17 protein-coding genes are annotated in these 18,688 nt (G+C 40.7%); 10 read left to right on the top strand and 7 right to left on the bottom strand.

The genetic code is table 11. The annotated features are described in order from the left end of the window. The 4 genes from CXF82_RS03320 to CXF82_RS03305 form a co-directional block, all read left to right on the top strand. A partial coding sequence (locus CXF82_RS03320) for a putative quinol monooxygenase (RefSeq protein ID WP_374702351.1) occupies window positions 1-308 on the top strand: 308 nt, incomplete at its 5' end. A gap of 76 nt (window positions 309-384) precedes the next feature. After that, complete coding sequence (locus CXF82_RS03315) at window positions 385-1,041, top strand: NAD(P)H-dependent oxidoreductase (protein ID WP_101093009.1); 657 nt, start codon at window positions 385-387, stop codon at window positions 1,039-1,041. Between the two features lie 321 nt (window positions 1,042-1,362). Further along, window positions 1,363-1,698 (top strand): hypothetical protein, encoded by a 336-nt coding sequence (locus CXF82_RS03310; protein WP_102038152.1) that lies wholly within the window; start codon window positions 1,363-1,365, stop codon window positions 1,696-1,698. 115 nt (window positions 1,699-1,813) lie between these two features. Then, window positions 1,814-3,886: a M13 family metallopeptidase gene (locus CXF82_RS03305; RefSeq protein WP_102038151.1), complete on the top strand. Its 2,073-nt coding sequence runs from the start codon at window positions 1,814-1,816 to the stop codon at window positions 3,884-3,886. A gap of 98 nt (window positions 3,887-3,984) precedes the next feature. Here the strand turns inward: CXF82_RS03305 and CXF82_RS03300 are convergent, their stop codons facing one another. Beyond that, a complete protein-coding gene (locus CXF82_RS03300; protein ID WP_101093014.1) occupies window positions 3,985-4,233 on the bottom strand; it encodes a hypothetical protein in 249 nt (82 codons plus the stop codon). A gap of 266 nt (window positions 4,234-4,499) precedes the next feature. Here CXF82_RS03300 and CXF82_RS03295 point away from each other — a divergent pair, with 266 nt between their 5' ends. The 4 genes from CXF82_RS03295 (at window position 4,500) to yghU (ending at window position 9,556) form a co-directional block, all read left to right on the top strand. Continuing rightward, complete coding sequence (locus tag CXF82_RS03295; protein WP_102043651.1) at window positions 4,500-5,504, top strand: HAD family hydrolase; 1,005 nt, start codon at window positions 4,500-4,502, stop codon at window positions 5,502-5,504. Window positions 5,505-5,950: 446 nt separating this feature from the next. Continuing rightward, entirely contained in the window at window positions 5,951-7,435 is a 1,485-nt protein-coding gene (locus CXF82_RS03290) for a GIY-YIG nuclease family protein (RefSeq protein WP_102038149.1), read from the top strand. Beyond that, window positions 7,435-8,490, top strand: coding sequence for a coiled-coil domain-containing protein (locus tag CXF82_RS03285; protein WP_102043650.1), 1,056 nt, complete (start codon window positions 7,435-7,437; stop codon window positions 8,488-8,490). The genes CXF82_RS03290 and CXF82_RS03285 overlap by 1 nt, the downstream gene beginning before the upstream one ends. Before the next feature lie 208 nt (window positions 8,491-8,698). Further along, a complete protein-coding gene (gene yghU, locus CXF82_RS03280; protein ID WP_102043649.1) occupies window positions 8,699-9,556 on the top strand; it encodes a glutathione-dependent disulfide-bond oxidoreductase in 858 nt (285 codons plus the stop codon). A gap of 137 nt (window positions 9,557-9,693) precedes the next feature. On the opposite strand, the gene CXF82_RS03275 is transcribed toward yghU, so the two are convergent. The 5 genes from CXF82_RS03275 to CXF82_RS03255 all read right to left on the bottom strand — a co-directional run bounded on the left by CXF82_RS03275 (window position 9,694) and on the right by CXF82_RS03255 (window position 15,456). Continuing rightward, window positions 9,694-10,566, bottom strand: a complete 873-nt coding sequence (locus tag CXF82_RS03275) for a DMT family transporter (RefSeq protein ID WP_232775144.1) — start codon at window positions 10,564-10,566, stop codon at window positions 9,694-9,696. A 374-nt stretch (window positions 10,567-10,940) separates the two neighbouring features. Next, the gene (locus tag CXF82_RS03270) at window positions 10,941-12,992 is read right to left on the bottom strand and encodes an ATP-binding protein (RefSeq protein WP_102043648.1); all 2,052 of its coding nucleotides are present in this window, start codon (window positions 12,990-12,992) and stop codon (window positions 10,941-10,943) included. Further along, entirely contained in the window at window positions 12,982-13,290 is a 309-nt protein-coding gene (locus tag CXF82_RS03265; RefSeq protein WP_102043647.1) for a hypothetical protein, read from the bottom strand. The genes CXF82_RS03270 and CXF82_RS03265 overlap by 11 nt, the downstream gene beginning before the upstream one ends. Further along, window positions 13,277-14,497, bottom strand: coding sequence for an EAL domain-containing response regulator (locus CXF82_RS03260; RefSeq protein ID WP_102043646.1), 1,221 nt, complete (start codon window positions 14,495-14,497; stop codon window positions 13,277-13,279). Before CXF82_RS03260 ends, CXF82_RS03265 begins: the two co-directional genes overlap by 14 nt. Then, window positions 14,494-15,456, bottom strand: a complete 963-nt coding sequence (locus tag CXF82_RS03255) for a helix-turn-helix domain-containing protein (protein ID WP_198553555.1) — start codon at window positions 15,454-15,456, stop codon at window positions 14,494-14,496. The genes CXF82_RS03260 and CXF82_RS03255 overlap by 4 nt, the downstream gene beginning before the upstream one ends. A gap of 1,465 nt (window positions 15,457-16,921) precedes the next feature. Between CXF82_RS03255 and CXF82_RS03250 the strand changes: the two genes are divergently transcribed. Next, window positions 16,922-17,176: a hypothetical protein gene (locus CXF82_RS03250; protein WP_102043645.1), complete on the top strand. Its 255-nt coding sequence runs from the start codon at window positions 16,922-16,924 to the stop codon at window positions 17,174-17,176. Window positions 17,177-17,624: 448 nt separating this feature from the next. On the opposite strand, the gene CXF82_RS03245 is transcribed toward CXF82_RS03250, so the two are convergent. Then, entirely contained in the window at window positions 17,625-17,864 is a 240-nt protein-coding gene (locus tag CXF82_RS03245; protein ID WP_102038144.1) for a hypothetical protein, read from the bottom strand. Between the two features lie 455 nt (window positions 17,865-18,319). On the opposite strand from CXF82_RS03245, the gene CXF82_RS03240 reads away from it, so the two are divergent. Continuing rightward, the gene (locus CXF82_RS03240) at window positions 18,320-18,508 is read left to right on the top strand and encodes a hypothetical protein (RefSeq protein ID WP_101093035.1); all 189 of its coding nucleotides are present in this window, start codon (window positions 18,320-18,322) and stop codon (window positions 18,506-18,508) included. The last annotated feature ends 180 nt before the right edge of the window (window positions 18,509-18,688 follow it).

Genomic DNA, 18,688 nt, shown 5'->3' with positions numbered 1-18,688 from the left:
AAACACAGGAGTTCAGCATGGCCAACCTCACTATCGTCGCTAACATCATCGCCAAAATAGACAGCATTGAATTCGTCAAAGCTGAGTTAATCAAGCTTATTGACATTACCCGCGCTGAAGCAGGTTGCATCAACTATGACTTACACCAGGACAATGAAAACCCTGCCCACTTTGTGTTTTATGAAAACTGGCAATCACGTGAACAATTACAAACACATCTAGCAAATAGTCACCTAGCTGATTACATCGCCGCCACAGAAGGCCGCGTTGAGCTATTTAGCATAAATGAAATGACTAAAATTGGCTGATGTGCGTTTTAATCCCAACTTACAAACAATATTAATGGTGCCAGTCCAATAACACTCGCATCAAAAGGAAAATTTCATGACTCACCCTATCATTACCGATTTAGACAAGCGTTACACAGCTAAGAAATACGATGCGTCAAAGCGTATTCCGCAAACAGATCTTGATGTAATTTATGAAGCAATGCGCCTATCAGCGTCTTCAATTAACTCTCAACCTTGGAAATTCATCGTCATTGAGAGTGATCAAGCAAAGCAGCGCATGCATGACACCTTTGCCAATAAATTCCAGTTTAACCAACCACATATAAAGTCAGCATCGCATGTCATCTTGTTTGCACACAATCCAAGCTACACTCGTGAGGATTACGCTAAAGTGGTTGATAAGGGGATCGAAGATGGTCGTACTAAACCTGAAGATAGAGAGCAAGCGTTTGGCGGCTTTGCCTTTGTATCACTCAACACTGACGAAAAAGGTAACAATGAAGCTTGGACTAAGTCGCAAACATACTTAGCCGTAGGTAATACGATGCATGCTCTCGCCCGTCTTGGTATCGATTCAACACCGATGGAAGGTGTTGATAGCGAGCTTATCGGTGAAATATTTAAAGATGAACTGGGCGGTTATGTCTGTGAAGTGGCGTTAGCCATCGGTTATCACCACCCAGATGAAGATTATAATGCTAACTTGCCAAAATCACGATTGGCTTCAAAAGACGTGATGACGATCATTTAACCAGCGACTTCTCATCAGTGTATTGACTAGAATGCCATACATACCTAATCGTATTGTATGGCATTTTTTATAGGTGCTTAACCAATCTCCCGCCACCACATGTTCATCACTAACTCACTTTTCCCCGTAAAGCATCAACAGTTCTAAAAATGCCTAAAACATTGCAATTATTGATTGAATAAAAATAACTTTATGTTAATTCCCCTTTGTTTTTTTATAGCATAAATAGAATTACTGGTTAGATGAAGGTGCACTGCAACCACTAAGGGAAATAGAAGTTATGTTATGACATGATCGAAGTTAACCATCAACATACTAGGCATGACGCTGCCTGCATTAAGTGGCTGCGTCCTTTCACCAAAAAATGTCAACGATATTCAATTTAAGGATCCAAAGTTTGCGCAATGTATTGCACAAACCGGCATTACAGAACTATCAAAGATTAATGAACTCAGCTGCATTGATAAGCAAATAACCCACGTCGATGAAATTCGTTACATGTCAGCACTAACTGATCTCGTTTTAATCGATAATGAACTAACGGAGTTTGATTCAATAGTACAGCCTAATCTTCGCCGTCTAAACCTGACCTTAATGTCACTTAATATTCATGATGGAAGAGAACATACTAGAACAGAAGAGTGCATTAAGGCCTAAAGTAGCCTCTCATTATAACTTTGCTAACAATTGCGCAGTTGACATTTTATGCCATTTATAGAAGATAGAATCGCTAAAAAATTATAATAACTTCAGCAAGGAAGAGCATAAAATAATGAAAAAATCACTAATTGCTATTGCCCTAGCCACTGCCTTTTTAGGCGGCTGCGGTACTTCGGATGTTAACAACAGCAAAGCAACAACAGAAGTCACTAAGACAACAGCAAACAAAGCAGAGCTAGGTAGCTTTGGCGTTGAGTTATCGGCGCGTAATGAAGCCGTCAAACCTGGTGATGACTTTTTTATGTATGCCAGCGGCACCTGGTATGACAATTACATCATGCCGGCAGACAAGACACGCTATGGTGCATTCACCGGTCTTGCTGAGCGCAGCGAAACACAAGTTAAAGAGATTATCGATGATATTGCCAGTCGTAGCGATCTAAATGCTGAAGAGCAATTAATTGCCGACTTTTACCAGTCATACATGGACACCAACACCATTAATAAATTGGGCATAACCCCAATTCAAGGCACACTTGATCAGATCGCGGCGATAAAAACAACGGATGATCTAACCAAGGTCTTTGGCCAAGCATGGCTTACTGGCGCAACGTCACCTATTTCAGGTGGGATGTGGTTTAACCGCCTCGACCCAAATCAATACGAAATGTCTATTGGCGCTGGCGGCTTAGGTTTACCAGACCGTTCATATTACCTTGAAGACAGCGAACGTTTTGTAAAAATTCGTACTGCTTACGTCAATCACATCGCAGAGATGCTGGCATTTGCAGGCGTTAAAGATACCGAAGATCGTGCAGAAGCTATCCTGGCACTTGAAACCAAGATGGCTGAAGGGCAGTGGCCACGAGAGAAACGTCGAAACCGTGATTTAACCTTAAACCAAGTTAAGCGCCCAGATCTTGCTAAAGAGTATCCAGGTTTTGATTGGGATATGTATTTTGCAGAAACGGGATACAAGGTTCCTCAGCTGAATATCTCACAACCAGATCCAGTGAAAACCATGATTGGCTTAGTTAACAGCGAGTCGCTCAAGGTTTGGCAAGACTACCTTACTTTTCATACAGTGAGTAACAACGCTGATGTGTTATCTGAAGATATCTACGCTGCTAACTTTGCTTTTTACGGCAAAGAGTTAAGCGGACAAGAGGAGCCTCGTCCTCGTTGGAAACGTGCGGTATCTGAAATGTCAGGCACGCAGTCATTAGGCTTTGCCATTGGTAAAGTATACGTAGCACGTTACTTCCCTGAATCATCTAAGCAGCAAATGTCAGCGCTAGTTGAGAATTTGCGCACTGCAATGGGCCAACGTATTGATGGCCTTGACTGGATGGGTGCAGAAACAAAAGTAAATGCCCACGCCAAGCTTGCCGCTTTCACCCCTAAAATTGGTTACCCTGATGTTTGGCAAGAATTTGAGGGTTTAGCCCTGACAAAGACAGATCTAGTGGGTAACCTTCACAATTTACGTGAGTACTTTAAAGCTGATAGTGTGGCTAAAGAACTACAGAAAACTGACCGTAATCGCTGGGGCATGACACCGCAACGTGTTAACGCCTATTACAATAGCTCGTTTAACGAGATTGTATTCCCAGCGGCGATTCTACAACCTCCGTTCTTCGACCCAAATGCCGATCCTGCCGTGAACTATGGCGGTATTGGTGCTGTTATCGGCCATGAGATGGGCCACGGATTTGATGATCAGGGCTCTAAATCTGATGCTAATGGTATTCAACGCAATTGGTGGACTGATGCAGATCGCGCCGCATTTGATGCCAAAGCAGATCAACTAGCAGCTCAATACAGTCAGTATGAGCCTATCCCTGAAAATTTCGTTAATGGTCGTAACAGCTTAGGCGAGAACATTGGTGATGTAGGCGGCCTTTCTATGGCGTACCACGCATATAAGCTTAGCCTTAATGGTAAAGAAGCACCGGTAATCGACGGCGTCACTGGCGATCAACGCTTCTTCCTTGCGTGGGCACAAGTCTGGAAAGAAAAACGTACCGAGCAAAGCATGCTTAATCAGCTTCGAGCTGGTACACATGCTCCAGGGCGATATCGTGCTCAAGCACCTCGCAACCACGATGCTTGGTACAAAGCATTTGACGTTAAACCAGGCGATGCACTTTATTTAGCAGAAGATGAGCGTGTACGTATTTGGTAATGTAGGCAAATAGCTAACACTGTTTAATCTACTTGAAATTAATGCAGTTCAGTTCGCTGAACTGCATTTTTTATAAATATTTTAAAAAATAAAAGCGTTTAGTGCTTTCCTTTTACGCCATTGCCCACCATATCTTTGCCCGTTGCAAAAATCTCATCGGTTATCCAGCGCGCATGCAATAATTTGTGCTTATTATCGAAGACCGCAACAAAATGGCGACCGTCGGCGTTATTGGTAGCCATACCAACGCCCTCGATCCCTGCAAGACCTAAACCACCATTTTCCACTGACAGCAGAAATTGTTCTAGTTTAGCTAAGCTATCGATAACACTTTGTTCATCATTCATCTTTATACTCTCTTCATTTTTACGTAGGCAACCGATCTCAGTAGCCACGCTTATAGTGCGATATTGTGACTATTTTAGCGCTACTGACAAAGGATTTAAACTGAGTTGCATAACAATAGCGGCTGAGTTTTAAATAAAGCTCTCAAGCTACTTGATTTAATTTCGAATTAGAGCTTTAGTTTCATCATAAAACGAGGGTTTTTACCTGTTATTTTTAGCTGATTTTTTTGTTTAACTGATATTCCATCAAACTAAAGGGTTACTTTATGAAACTTCAATCTCTATCTTTGGTTGTTATGCTAGCACTCTCGTCTGCCCCCGCCCTAGCCATGAGTTGCCAATCAAGTGACAGTGCCCTGAAGTCATGGTCACAAAGTGAGCGCCGAACTGCAATCGAGACCTTTGTAAAAGAGGTTACGGATCCTAAAAGTCCACAGTATGTAGCAGTAAAAGATCGTATCGCCGTGTTTGATAACGACGGCACCTTGTGGTCTGAAAAACCGATGTACTATCAGCTAGTGTTTACCATAGAGCAAATAAAAGGCCAGGCCAAAAACAACCCCGAATGGAAAACAAAAACGCCCTTTAAATGGGTACTCGAAGACGATCTAGAATCGCTGATGAAAGCCGATCACCATGCATTACTTGAGTTGCTCCAAGCTACGCATACAGGGGTCACTGTTGAGGCGTTCCAGCAGATAGTCAATACATGGGTGACCAAGAGCAAAGATCAGCGCTTCAACCGTGCCTACATTGACCTAACCTATCAACCAATGAAAGAGATGTTGGATTACCTAAAGGAAAATGGATTTACTAACTATATTGTATCCGGTGGTGGTACTGATTTTATGCGAGCCTGGACAGAGCAAGCTTATGGCATACCGGCAGAGAATGTCATTGGTAGCAGCTTTGGCTATGATGTCGTGAAAATCGACGGTGATACCCTTCTCGTTAAAAACGGCACGCTAGTGTCTAATAATGATAAGCAGGTAAAGGTTGAAAATATTCAACGTATTATTGGTAAAAAACCCATACTGGCAGTTGGTAACTCCGATGGCGATCATGCCATGTTGCAATGGAGTACCAGCCAAAATAGTCCGAGTATGGCGATGATAGTGCATCATACTGATAGCGAGCGTGAATGGCAGTATGACCGTGACTCATCGGTCGGCCGTTTAGACAAAGCGCTCGATGAAGCCAAACAAAAAAGCAACTGGCACCTAATTGATATGAAAAATGACTGGTGCACGGTTTATGGAGCGGAAAAATAATAGATACAGTCGCTAATATCTGCCATTTAGCCGCGTTATTACGACAAGATAGACTAACTTAAACAATCATCACGATATAAGCGAAGGCCTGATGACAGAGGCCTTCTTTGTTAGCGGTTAAATGACAAGCCCCTTATTGTTTCCTTTATTAGCGATAACAGCACTAAAAACAAGCAAACGATTAAGCTTAACTTCATAATGAGAGCTAACACTCTATTTCAAGTAAATACAATATGTTAGTTTCAATTCATCATGTTAAGACTCAATTAATATAGTACGTGCTTCGCTGCCTGAAATCCTCGTTATCGCTCATCACGATACCTGAAGCTTACTTACCGCAGGATTCAAGCAATACACGCACTTTATGACCAGTCAATAACAGCCATTCCCGCTAACTTGCCAAGGCAAGCCGAGCACTCGCCAAGCGTATAGCAAGGATTTACAAAGTGAATGACTCTCCCATTCCCGATACCACACATACTTTATCGCCACTTTCTAACGCCATTGTTGATAAGGCAATAGATAATGTCACACGTAAGCTTGTCGGTGGTGCCAGAAACAAAAACAACTCCTTACCCAATAGTCATAAGGCAACGATTAGCACCTCAATTTCCGACACATTAAGCGCCACCTCTAGCGACTCTGTGATGGCTGTTGCCAATCGTGGTGTGGCGTGGAAAGAGATGATCGCTAAAAGCCTATCGCACGGCATATCATCACTATCAGATATGCAGTTCGATGGTCAGTTCACCGTTAGAAATGGTATTGCGGAAGGTTTACACCAAGTGCCTTCGACTCCCGGAGTTTATGTTGTTTATGACAAAAACAACTCTGCAGTTTATGTCGGCGATAGCACTAACATTCGTCGCCGTTGGCACGCTGGCCACCTCAATGAAAACAAACAAAAACTCGACAGTGGCGAGCAATACAAATTGAGTAGCCAGCTAACAGAGGGCTGCACGGTAAAATTTATCAGCTGTGAATCAAAAGAAACGGCAGCCGCCATTGAAGCTCACCTAATTAAAGAGGCAGCTCCAGAGGTCAATGCACGCGAAGAGTTACTGCAGGAGCAAGGCACACGCTCAAACATTGAAGCCAAGAAGATGAAAGATGCCTCTGGCAGTACTGCGAGTTTAGCCGCTGGCGCAGCAAAGGAAGCCGCCAGTAACGTCGGCTGGTCAGTACTTGAAAACTTAATCACAGCTTGCCTTAAAGCCCTCAAAGATGAGTTAGTTGATATCGTCGGTGGTGGCGAAGACAAACTGAAAATACGCATCAAACGCCTATTCAGTAAAATTTGGCATGTCATTGAGAATATCGTTAAGCACCCAGGAACCTTGCTCAAAGGCATTTTTGAATTCATCATTAATGCTTTTGCCAGTGCAATACGCAAGGTGTACCAACTGGCACGTAACATTTTTGACCTTGGTTACGCCGCATGGCAACTCTATAAAGGCGCGAAAACCCTTTCCAAAGCGGAGTTGATTCAAAAAATTTCAGAAACCATTATTACCAGTGGCTGTCTTGTTATTTGGGATGCATTAGATCCGATAATTGAAGCCAATCTTATCGCGCTATTTCCAGCCATTACGCCATTCGCCCCCTATTTGGCAGCCACTATTGCAGCGATTGGTTTTGGTATTTCAAGCCACTATCTTTCAGGGATTATCCCATTGATTGTCGAAAAAATTATCGACTTTAAATTTACCGCCCAACTATCTTACCAACAACAAGTCAGTGCCTGTGAGCAACTGGTCAGTAACGCTGAAAAAAGTATGTTTTTAGTCAATGGATTAGAAGATTACTTGCGGTCATCCAAAGAGCTGATTGTTGATTTAAAAGTGCAGACTGCAACACTCAAGCAGCATCAAGCCATCAGCCCTTTTAGCATTGAAGACAGACTAAACAGTATTACCTTAGGAACAAAATAGTGACGTTAGTAACCACCAAGCAAACATTAATCGAACGAAAAGAGTACCAAGCCTTCTATCAAGACTTTGAAGGTAATCTCAGCAAATTAACCTCAGCCTTAAAAACCACCAAAGATGTGCAAAAGCTAGCAACTCAAATAAGTGAAAAAGGCTTTTGGGGGACTGCGCTAGGGAGTATTTCAGGCCGCAATGATAAAGATCTCGCCGCGATGATCGAAAATCTTGGTGCCAGTTTAGAGGTCACTCAAAGCATTTTAACGATCGTCCTTAAAGTGCAAAACATAAAAAATGGCTTTTTAAAGGAGTTTCATCAAGCACTGGTTGAGAAAATGACTCGACTGAAAGAAGATGATCTTACATTAGACTCCAACCAAAAAGACGCGGCGATCGCGATCGTCACTAAAATCGAGCAGCAGGTCAGTTATCAACTGGCACAATCGGAACAGATAGAAAACCATGAACGGAAACTGACCCAGCTTGATGACTTTGTCGAGGTCAAAGAGATCCTTGATAGCGAACAAAGCGCAAAGATTGCCCACCTTGATAAAACCTCACAAAAAATCATTCGAGGCGCGGATAACCGTCAACAATTGATTGTTGAATTACAGCAAAAAAGTGTCGCTAAACAGCAAAAAGACATGTCACAAGACAAAGTGATACACCACTTAACAGCGCAAATTCAATCACTCCAGTTAGACAAAGAGCACATGATACAAACGCTTCAATCTCAAGCTCAAGCCATTGAACAACTTAAGCAGAGCAGCAGTGAAATGGGCTTGTCACTTCAATCAAACAAAGAGCAAATGACACAAGCGTTTCAGTCTCAAACTCAGGCAATGGCACAGCTAAAGCTAATCACTGCTGAAATGAGTCAAGGTATACAGAATGCCGATGCAAAAGTGACTCAGTTAACCGATGCCATAACTGAAACCCAAAACACACTGTACTGCACAGAGAAACATCGGAATTTGTTACAAACTAAAATGCTTCAAAGTGCGTTGCCATTACTCGCGCTCATCGCCAGTGGCGCTGCCATTTATTTGAGTTTGGCTTAACACCGTCAAATAAGTGGTAGGCTTAAAGCTGAGCCTACCACTAGCAAGATGATTAAAAAGTGCTTATGTTTAATCACCCCACCGACCGATATTTAAGTTAGACGATGTAATACTTTCTCATTACCAACAGTTCTACCCACAAAGGTTTTAATCTAGATAATCAGCCCCATATCGGTAAGTAATAGTGACTAAACCAATAGGAAACTTTATGAGCAAAGAATATACACCGGCAAACATTTGGACAATGGATAGCGAGAATGGTGGCCAATGGGCAAGCATCAACAGACCGGATTCAGGTACCAGACATCAGCACGATCTTCCAGTCGGTAAGCAGCCGCTGCAACTGCACTCGCTGGCAACGCCTAATGGCCAAAAGGTCACTATTATGCTGGAAGAGTTATTAGCTAAAGGGGTTACCGAAGCGGAATACGATGCCTATCTGATTAATATTGGTGAAGGCGATCAGTTCTCTTCCGGCTTTGTCGATATTAACCCAAACTCCAAAATCCCCGCCTTAGTTGATCATTCTGGTGAGAGCCCCATCAGAATATTCGAGTCAGCCAGTATTTTGTTGTACCTTGCAGAGAAGTTTGGCCATTTCCTACCGAGTAACATTGCAGCGCGCACAGAGACCATGAACTGGTTATTTTGGTTGCAAGGTTCAGCGCCTTATCTTGGCGGTGGTTTTGGACACTTTTATGCTTATGCACCCGAGAAATTCGAATACCCAATCAACCGGTTCACTATGGAAACCAAACGCCAACTGGATGTACTCGACAAACAACTGGCAAACAATGAATACATCGCGGGTAATGAATATAGTATTGCCGACATGGCAATATGGCCTTGGTACGGCAGCCTAGTACTCGGTAATATTTATGATGCAGCAGAATTCCTTGATGTCTCGAGCTACACACACGTTCAGCGCTGGGCCAAACAGATTAGCCAGCGCAGTGCCGTTAAGCGGGGCCAAATAGTTAACCGTACTTGGGGTGAAGAATGGGAGCAACTCGCCGAGCGTCATAGCGCAGCAGACATAGATGACGTGCTAAAAAAACAGCCTTAACGTTATACTTAAAAGTAAGCGAGCAAGTCATTAAATGCGGCAGTGGTTATATTTAACTGCTGCCGCATAGCTCCTGAATAAGAAGCAGATCTTTTCACTACTCGCATGCAGATCTACGCAGTACATTTAACATGCTATTACGCTGTATTCGTTTTCAACACACTTCGCGTTTGCATAAGCGTGTAAGCGCCGCTGGCAACAATCAGTAAACTGCCCAATAGAGTCAGCAGATCGGGCGACTCGCCAAATACAAAAATGCCTAACGCCAAAGCAAACAGTAAACGGGTGTAACGAAAAGGAGCAATAACAGACACGTCACCCGCACGCATCGCGATGGTCAATGCATTGTATGCCATCACCCCAAACACTATCGCCCCTAAAATCTGTATCGTTGCAGTACCATTGATTTGAAGCGGTTCATTTTGATATATCAGCATGACTAAACCTGTCGGGATCAACACGAAAAAGCCATACACTCCAAGCTGTAAGTTGGATAAAACTGGCGGCGCAGCACGAGTTGCCAAATCTCGACCAGCAAAGCCTAAAGTTGACACTACCGCAAATAAAGACGCCGCCTCAAATCCTGCAAGGCCTGGACGAATAATCATTAACACTCCAATAAATCCGACCAGCACAGCAAGCCAACGCTTAACCCCCACTTGCTCGCCAAATAGCAGCGCTGCGCCTATCATTGCAATTAGGGGAGTCGCTTGCAAGATCGCCGATGCACTCGATAGAGGCGTTAATGTAATCGCTAAGGCAAAACAAAACCGCCCGACAATCTCACAGACAGCCCGCATTAATACTGCTTTAGATAATATCGCAGGATGAATAACACGCTGCCCTTGCCGGTACGTCAACAATATAAAAATCAACATCCCACCAAGGCCAAATAGCGCCAAAATAAGCCCAAGAGATGTTGTCTCAGCGGCCGCTTTAATCAGCATGTCCTCTATGGAAAACGCTGCCATTGCTGCAACCATAAACAGGCTGCCTCTAGTATTATTCAAAAAAACTCCAACAATATTTATTCATCAATGATTTCAATAGAATGGGTTAACCTACCCTCTGAAATGTAAAGTAGTAGCTTAAAATAGAAGTAAAGCATGGTTATCGAACAATCTGAAAAAAGAGGTTATCGATAATGTCTGCTCGCGACGAATGTCAGATATTTCAGGCTCTTCATATAAGAGCTAATAGCAGTGACCTTAATACTATAGGAGGCGGACTTTACAGACCATAACGAGCCATCCACCCCACTACTAAGCCCATCCAAATCAACAACTTATAGAGCTATTTCTTTTCAAGATAACATTTGAATTGGTATGAATAAAACGTCTAACTAGTGCGAGAAACTCTAGATATTATCTAGTTAGCTTTAACTTCAAAATAGCTTGAGAAAACTCGGGTCATTTAGCGCTCTTATCGTTTTGATATCAAGTGGTTTTTGTAAAAAAGTAATCTCAGGAAACAGAGCTGACTTTGGTATTTCATCTTTACAATTGGCAGAGAGAATAAAATACTTTGGCTGATGAAAACCTAACGATCTTAATGACGATATCAGTGTTAAACCATCAGTTTCGTCAAGCATGTAATCCATTAATACAATAAGAGAGGGGGCCTCACTAGCTTCCTGAGCTTCAGCATAAATGTTATTTAATGCACGAATTGATTCTCGTCGATCTTTAGCTGTTGTGACTATGTACCCATCACTTTCGAGCATTGACTTACAGACCTCTAAATTAAAAAGATTGTCATCTACGAGTAATACCTGCTTTCTGTTGGTTACATTGGATTGGTAAATTCTGGCATTTGTGGCCAGCTGCTGAGTCTCCTTTGCCTCAGTTACACTCACACTTGGATGGTACTGCTTGGCCATTGGGTCGACTACACTTTCTTGGCCATGTGACATATTAGTTAGCCGAAAAGGAAATTGGAAGATAACTAAAGTGCCTTGATTTTTACGACTGCGGATTCTGATACTACCTCCCACACTCTCAATCACTTTTTTACAGGTATACAAGCCAATTCCAATGCCCGATTTAAGCGCCAAGGACGATTTCAAATCTGTGGTAAAAGGTTTTGTTATTGCTTCCATTGATGCTTTTGACATTCCTTTGCCAAAATCCTTAACTGCAACTCTAACAAAGCCATCTAAAGGCTTTTTCCCCCTTTCTGACGTATCCACTAAATGGTGTGGCAATGGACTAACTTTGACATTAAAGATCACAAGGTCTCCACTGCTGTACTTAAAGGCATTATTAAGAAAATTGGTGGTTAACTGGAAAAACTTAGTATCATCTAATTGAATAAACTCAGGAATATCCCCAGAAAATTCCATTTCCAAGTGTTTTTTGTGTGTATGACTAAACGCCCGATAATAATCGTCAATATTGTGCAGCAATTGGGGAAAGTTAATCTCTTCATAATGCAGCTTTAAAGTTCCTGAGCTAGCCTTACTGTAGGTTAATGTGTTTTGTGCAACGCTATTAAGTAAGTTAGCTGACCAGATGATTTTATCGAGGGTATTTTTACCACTTATTGAACAACAAGCCTGTGCCTTTAACATATTGGCATAACCTAAAACAGCGTTAATCGGTGTTCTAATCTCATGATTGAGTGTAGACAATAATGCCAATTTTGAGTTTGACTCAATACGCTGCTTTTCTTTATCGGTACGATTTTGAATCATCAAAGAAACGAGCAGTGAAAACGTCAATCCGAACAATGTAAATACGACTAAAATTTGTGCTATTTCAAGCATCTCTTTCTTTGTTGGCATGTAATCAACAGACAAACGATAGCTGGTATTATATTCTGGTAGATCAACAAATTGCTCTGAATGAAACCCAAGTAACGAGGCTAAAAACCTGCCTTCATGGCGCTGACATTCGAGATTGCTAAGTGTCCTATCGCCTAACGTAAACCTCTCACAAACATCAATATTTTCTTCTATTTTTCGCTGTAGTCTTTTATGAGAAACCGCATAAACTAGATAGGGTTGCTTAGGCTCATCAATACTAATCACTATTGTGGCAAAATCTTCAACCTCATAAGTTATGTTGTCGTTAAGTTCGGTATGAACACGCCCGGAATTTATAACATCATAAAATTCCGGGTCGGAGATATATTTCGGTTTTAAATCTGCACCCAACGTAAATGCAATTGCCGATTTTATTTTCAGTAAGTCTTTAGCAAAGAGCGTAAACTCGGCATTAGTGACCTCATCAGAAGCATTAAAAAACGAGCGAAGTGCATCCATCATAATTCGGTGCTGGATTAACATGTCTCTAGATGAATCGTACAGCTTATCAGCCCGACTTTGGTATTGCTTCGCCATTTCCCCTTGGCCATGATTCCAAAGCGCAACATCAATCAGCATTGTACCTAACACCCCAACGACAAAGGCTACGCGGGCAAGACCACTAAATTTCACTTTCAATATCCTTAAGCAACCCTTGAAGACTAGTGATATTCCCGAGCAGTTCAATTTTATTGGTTTCATCGCTGTATAGCGCTTCATTGTGAATTTTCAAATACCGACATATCCCTTTGTACTTATGAAGTTGTGCCGAAATATTAACGGTATTAGTGCTAGATAATAAACTCGTCTCAAAAGCCAGATTATCCAGTTCTAATGCTAATACTCCATAGAGGTGACTTCGACTATCATCATTGAAATGAGCAAAAAAAGTACGGAGTTTAGTTTTAATCCCTTGGCTAGCAGCTGACATATTGGCGCTCGTGTTGTAGGTTGTAATCATTAATCCAAGCCATTAAATAGCGGCCTTCGATGGGGGGGCTGATGAAATAACCTTGTGCAACATGACATCCGAGCATTTGTAGCCGCTTTAGTACCGATAAGGTTTCTACCCCTTCAGCAACAACTTTGACATTGAGTTTACGGGCTAAAGCAATCGTAGACTCAACAATGGCTTGGTGCTGTAAATTGACGTCAAGGTCTGACACAAAGTCTTTATCAATTTTGATTTCATCAAATGGAATACTGTCTAACCGATCAAAAGTGGAATAGCTTTTACCGAAGTCATCTAGCGATATCGGAATGTCATTAATAATCAACTTAGCGATAGCCTGTAAGGAGCGATCTTGATTGATCGTTTGTTGAGACTCAGTCAGTTCGAGCATGAGTTTAATATCAGCATTAGTTAAATGTTTATCAATTACGTAATTAATAAAGTCATCAGATAACAAATCATTAGCGCTAATATTAATGGATAAGCTATAGCTCTTAAGTTTCTCAAATAGATGCCATTGCGATAACGCCTGATTGAGCACTAACTTGGTAAATTGACAATTCAAGCCAGCCTTTTCAATCAAAGGGATAAACTTATCAGGGTAGATAAACCCATCACCTTGAATGCAAAGCCGAGACAAAACCTCAAAACCGACTAGTTCACCTGTCTTTATATTTATCTTTGGTTGATAGCACAGAAACAAATTCTCTTCGTTTAGTAATGAAGTGATGTTCGCCTCATTACAAATAGGCGTGATGTCTGCGGATATATCCGGTTCTTGTGGAAAGGCTTTTTTTGCTGCTATTGAAGCGTAAATATCATTAATATCCAGCGGTTTTTGAAATACCCCGACTAAATTTAAACTAAAACTGTTAGTAATATTACCAATGAGTTCAAGTGTTCGTTTATCAGAAGAACTGACTATTGCTATTGGGATCTCACGGCTACGGGTTGTCGCCATATGGTTGATAATGGCGAGACCATCACCATTTTCCATTTTCAGATCTGCAATCACCAATTCGATAGTTGGCAGATCACTTAAGCTATTATTTTCAAGCATCTCGATTGCCTTATTACCACAATCTGCTTCATGGAAATCAAAAATCACCTCAGGCGCTATTTGGGCAAACTCGCTTTTTATTGTTTCTCTTACAAATGCCTGATCATCAACAATAAGTATCTTCATGAGCAACCTCCTTGTTCATCATTGCCAAGAAAGGTGACTAATCGCTTCGGCGATATCACCGCCAGCTTGAGTAAAAATCGATTCGCCATCAATTCAGAGCGACTTAATAGAAAGGAGTGAATAGCAATCATTCTGTCGTTAAATTCCATATTTCTTGCCTTAAACGGCTCTAACTTGGCCGTGTTTAGTTTTTTGATGAAGCCTTCATCACAGATGCTAAAGCAGAGGTAGCGTAGATATTTTTGCTGAGAAAATTGATTGATATAGGTCGACATGATGCTGTTCTCAACTTGTTTAGTTGCACCTGCGGAGGACAAAACTAACATTGCGTCACGATCTTTTTTATCGCAATTAGCCACTATTTCACTAAGATCACTATTGATATTGACTAGTTCAAGAAAATTTTGAGCCGATGTTTCAAGGTACAAACCATGACCAACAATTTGACCGTTAAATGCGATTGCTATGGATATTTTTACATTTTTCAACCAAAAAAAATCTTCAAGAGGATGCTTTAATTTAAGACTTGGATTACCTTCATAACGTAGGATCATCTTTAGCACTAAGTAAAAACTATCATCTTCAATATCAATATTTTTAATCTGATACTCATCATTTGCGTAATAGGGGTGGCTTGATTTAATCTCCGGCGCATTAGGAATAGCCACTAAATTGCTACACTCTTTTAAGAACTGTTTATCCCGGCTATAAATACTAGTGAGTTCATTATCGTACAGTTCAACTATTTCGGCTTGTTTAGCTAAAGATGGAATATTGACACCACGCTCCCAGCGACTAACAGTAATAGTATCTAAGTTATAAAAAAGACTACTGTGTTGCCTAAGGTGTAAACATAGCTGCTCTTGTGACAGGTCGTTATTTTGACGAAGATGTTTCAAAAACGTCGAAAACACATGGTTCTGCTTGTCTTTTGAATAAGAGTAATTGGTAGAGGTCATCACGCGTTCCATTAGTTTTGCTTAATTGTTTTAATAGTCCCACATATAGTTCTCTGTCTACGCCATCGATACGTTCGGGGTATAACTGTGTATACATAATCCACATACGATGGTTGCTCTCATTAAAATAAAGTCCTGTTACTTGCTCGTTCTTCATACTCTCACCAGTAAGTCATTCGGTAGAATTAACTGATTACTGAGTGTAAAACATTATTAAATATGACAACATTGGCAAGTTATGTACAAAGTTCCACCTAACATGCCTAGCTAATATATGCTGTTACATAAATCACCATAAAATCATTGATAACAAACAGATAAAGCTAAGCCTACAAGCTGAGACAGATTAATATTAGGCATAAAGTTACTTATTCAGTCCGATACAACTGCATTGGATCCGGTCATTGAACTCAACTATCTTCTCCAACAACACATCATACCGTTTCACTTAGGATTTGTAGCGATTAGTCGTTCTATCATTAACCTTGCCGTTTTAGAATGGATTTCGATATAGTCGTCATTTGACTTCAAATATAATAATTACCTAAAGTAAGGAATCAAAAATTTAGTGCTATCAATAATCAAGTTTTATTTTCAGAACACCCTAATTTGTAATCTAAAACATCACTAAGAAAACGTTATACAGACGAATGAATTACATCAAAAAATAAATAATTATCTGTCACTTTATGAGAGGTTAATTAAAAAGTTGTAAATTGTAATCCATAAAAAAATACAAATGAGTACTTGTGGAACAAATCAAGTAAATTGGAGTTAACGTGAAGGGCACAAAGAAATACAATATGGGATACCATTAGAGTTTGTTCATGTTTTTTAAACGTTTAGTAGGTTATTACATGCTTAAAATACGCTATATAGGAACATATCCATTATGACTCTCACAGCATAATCCGTTAGTAAAAACATATTACAACTACTGCCCTAGGGGATCCCCATTACATTTTTATACTATATGACTTGATTTGTATTAAGTACATCGCATCGTTCTTGCAGCTAATGGCATATAGGCAGACAATTTGGTTATTATTGCAGATGTCAAAAATTTGGGTCACTAAGCCATCTCTATAGCTCACCAACCAGAATGCATCAACAAGCACCTCAGTCCCTGTTAACGCCTACTAACCCAATGACAGTGGTTAATCGTAGGTCTCGTAAATGGGAAAATAACATAACTAACGACCTTCTACATTTGCTAATACCTTTTGATATCGTGAATGAAGCTTGCTTATAAGAATCCCAAAGAGCTTCGCTGGACTAGAGAAATAACCGTCTTAACCAGTCAACTGACTCTTATAAGCCTTATCTATGCCCTCTGCGGGCCAGGTTTGTTAAATACTAGGTTTACACTATATTTGTTCTGAAGCAGCCATTTCCTTTTAACAAATTAATCAACAATTAGTGTTTCTCCTCCTCACCTATTTGACTTTATTTGCAACAGGACCTTATGAAAAAGCTTTTACTAGTTTGCCTTTTCCCAGCTTATCTCTTTGCTCAATCAACTGAACTTAGTTCAATTGAAGGCCTACCCGTTGCTAATGACTTGCCATATTTTTTAGAAAAAGAGCAAGCTGTCCAACGTACTAATGATTTAAAAAAAGCTATCGATGACATTGATGAAAAATTAGATAATGGTACAACGCAGTTAGAGCAGTTAGAGCTGCAAAAAATAGCAATCATAAACTGTCTAGACACAGTATGACTGTTTTTTTACTGGAGCTTAACCAAGCACCATGCATTTGATCTTGAGGCAAATATTGGTGATGGTCGCCAGAACTATGTTGCGAGCTATACCTACAAATACTGATAACTCTGACTAGATTTAGACCTTAAAAATTTAAGTTCTGATGCCTAGAATCTGGCTTTCTAAAGCCTAGCATTTCCCTTTATTGCTCAGACTAGATCAAAAAGGCAAACCATCAGGTTCACCTTTTGTCTTTCTCATAATTAAAAATCTTGAACCTATTGTCGATGCGATTGCAGTGAGTTTTGCAGATGTTTTCTGTGGTATTACAGCTCAGTAAACGAGCCAACGATAAACTATTACGACTAATCGCTCATCTACTCCCATTCAACATAAAGCCGATATAACGCCCTATGCTCTATCATAGGTGGTATACGCTAGATCCATTTCATAAATCAAAACAAGCCTAATCTTGTTGCTTTTGCTGCTCTGATTCTCTTCTAACGAGAATAAACGTCAGATACATTTTTGTTGGCAATGACAGCACCATACCAAAAGCGATGCACATTGCACTGATAATGATGCCATTGACTCCCATCGCCTCTACTGACGCACTAAAGTTATGGCAATAGATCCCCAGCAAGATGAGTAGCACGCCAAGAGTAATACAGGTTTTTAGCAGTAAAATAAGCTTTGCATCCGCCACTCGTCCCCCTTATATAAGTATTATCCCATACGCTAATATTGAATTGATTCGACATGCAACGTGTTGACTCAGATCAAAGTAGAATAAGTGGCATTTAATTAAATAGCCGCTGTAATAGCGTAGGCTAAAGCCCCCACTTATGGCGACAAATCTAACTGTAGCGCAATAATCTCAGTAAGGAAGTACATATCGCTACGATGCCAACCGCTCAGCACCGTTTCATCTTTTTTTAATGTGAAAGTCTATTCAATTAGATTTTAATGTTGCTGAGTTCCGTCATCAGAATCGCTAATCACATTGGCTTTGATTTAGATCAATGAGTGCCTACGCCTTTTCAGGTCATATAAGAGTGAGCTAAGTCACAAACGTAGATTGCCGTTACACCGCAAGGCTCACGCAATTAATGACTTTATCTCTTTTAACAATAACTGAAACGTAACATTTAGAGGTGCACGATGGAACTATTACCAAATTGTTATACCGATCTTTGTGTCAATGGAAAATGGTTCCACTATGATCATGGCGCAAGCTCAGTGTTCATGCTCAATGGTAGCAAGCCACTCTCTTTTGAATTGAACTGCCTTCCTAAAACTGAAGATGAGTTGGAAATGCATTTAAGCCATATTTCGAACAGCCTGATATAAATTCGGCTGTCTTTATCTGCACCGATAACATCAAGCGGTTGGCTTCAACGAGTAAGCTAAACGGTTAGGCTAAAAAAATTAAACGACTCACACCTTTAACGAATGGGCCAACTATGGCCTTTTTCTGTTTGATTTGACTGTCGCATTCAAACCATTCAAACCATTCAAACCATTCAAACC

Origin of the sequence: Shewanella sp. GutDb-MelDb, assembly GCF_002836075.1 — a bacterium.
In the GTDB taxonomy this organism is placed as follows: domain Bacteria; phylum Pseudomonadota; class Gammaproteobacteria; order Enterobacterales; family Shewanellaceae; genus Shewanella.
Note: the sequence above shows the minus strand (reverse complement) of the source record. Positions and strands in the feature narration are given on the sequence as shown.

What these genes read in the sequence shown, in the direction of transcription:
- CXF82_RS03315 (WP_101093009.1), top strand. Translation starts at nt 385, where the DNA reads ATGACTCACCCTATCATTACCGATTTAGACAAGCGTTACACAGCTAAG.
- CXF82_RS03310 (WP_102038152.1), top strand. Translation starts at nt 1,363, where the DNA reads ATGACGCTGCCTGCATTAAGTGGCTGCGTCCTTTCACCAAAAAATGTC.
- CXF82_RS03305 (WP_102038151.1), top strand. Translation starts at nt 1,814, where the DNA reads ATGAAAAAATCACTAATTGCTATTGCCCTAGCCACTGCCTTTTTAGGC.
- CXF82_RS03300 (WP_101093014.1), bottom strand. Translation starts at nt 4,233, where the DNA reads ATGAATGATGAACAAAGTGTTATCGATAGCTTAGCTAAACTAGAACAA.
- CXF82_RS03295 (WP_102043651.1), top strand. Translation starts at nt 4,500, where the DNA reads ATGAAACTTCAATCTCTATCTTTGGTTGTTATGCTAGCACTCTCGTCT.
- yghU (WP_102043649.1), top strand. Translation starts at nt 8,699, where the DNA reads ATGAGCAAAGAATATACACCGGCAAACATTTGGACAATGGATAGCGAG.
- CXF82_RS03265 (WP_102043647.1), bottom strand. Translation starts at nt 13,290, where the DNA reads ATGTCAGCTGCTAGCCAAGGGATTAAAACTAAACTCCGTACTTTTTTT.
- CXF82_RS03260 (WP_102043646.1), bottom strand. Translation starts at nt 14,497, where the DNA reads ATGAAGATACTTATTGTTGATGATCAGGCATTTGTAAGAGAAACAATA.
- CXF82_RS03255 (WP_198553555.1), bottom strand. Translation starts at nt 15,456, where the DNA reads ATGACCTCTACCAATTACTCTTATTCAAAAGACAAGCAGAACCATGTG.
- CXF82_RS03250 (WP_102043645.1), top strand. Translation starts at nt 16,922, where the DNA reads ATGAAAAAGCTTTTACTAGTTTGCCTTTTCCCAGCTTATCTCTTTGCT.
- CXF82_RS03240 (WP_101093035.1), top strand. Translation starts at nt 18,320, where the DNA reads ATGGAACTATTACCAAATTGTTATACCGATCTTTGTGTCAATGGAAAA.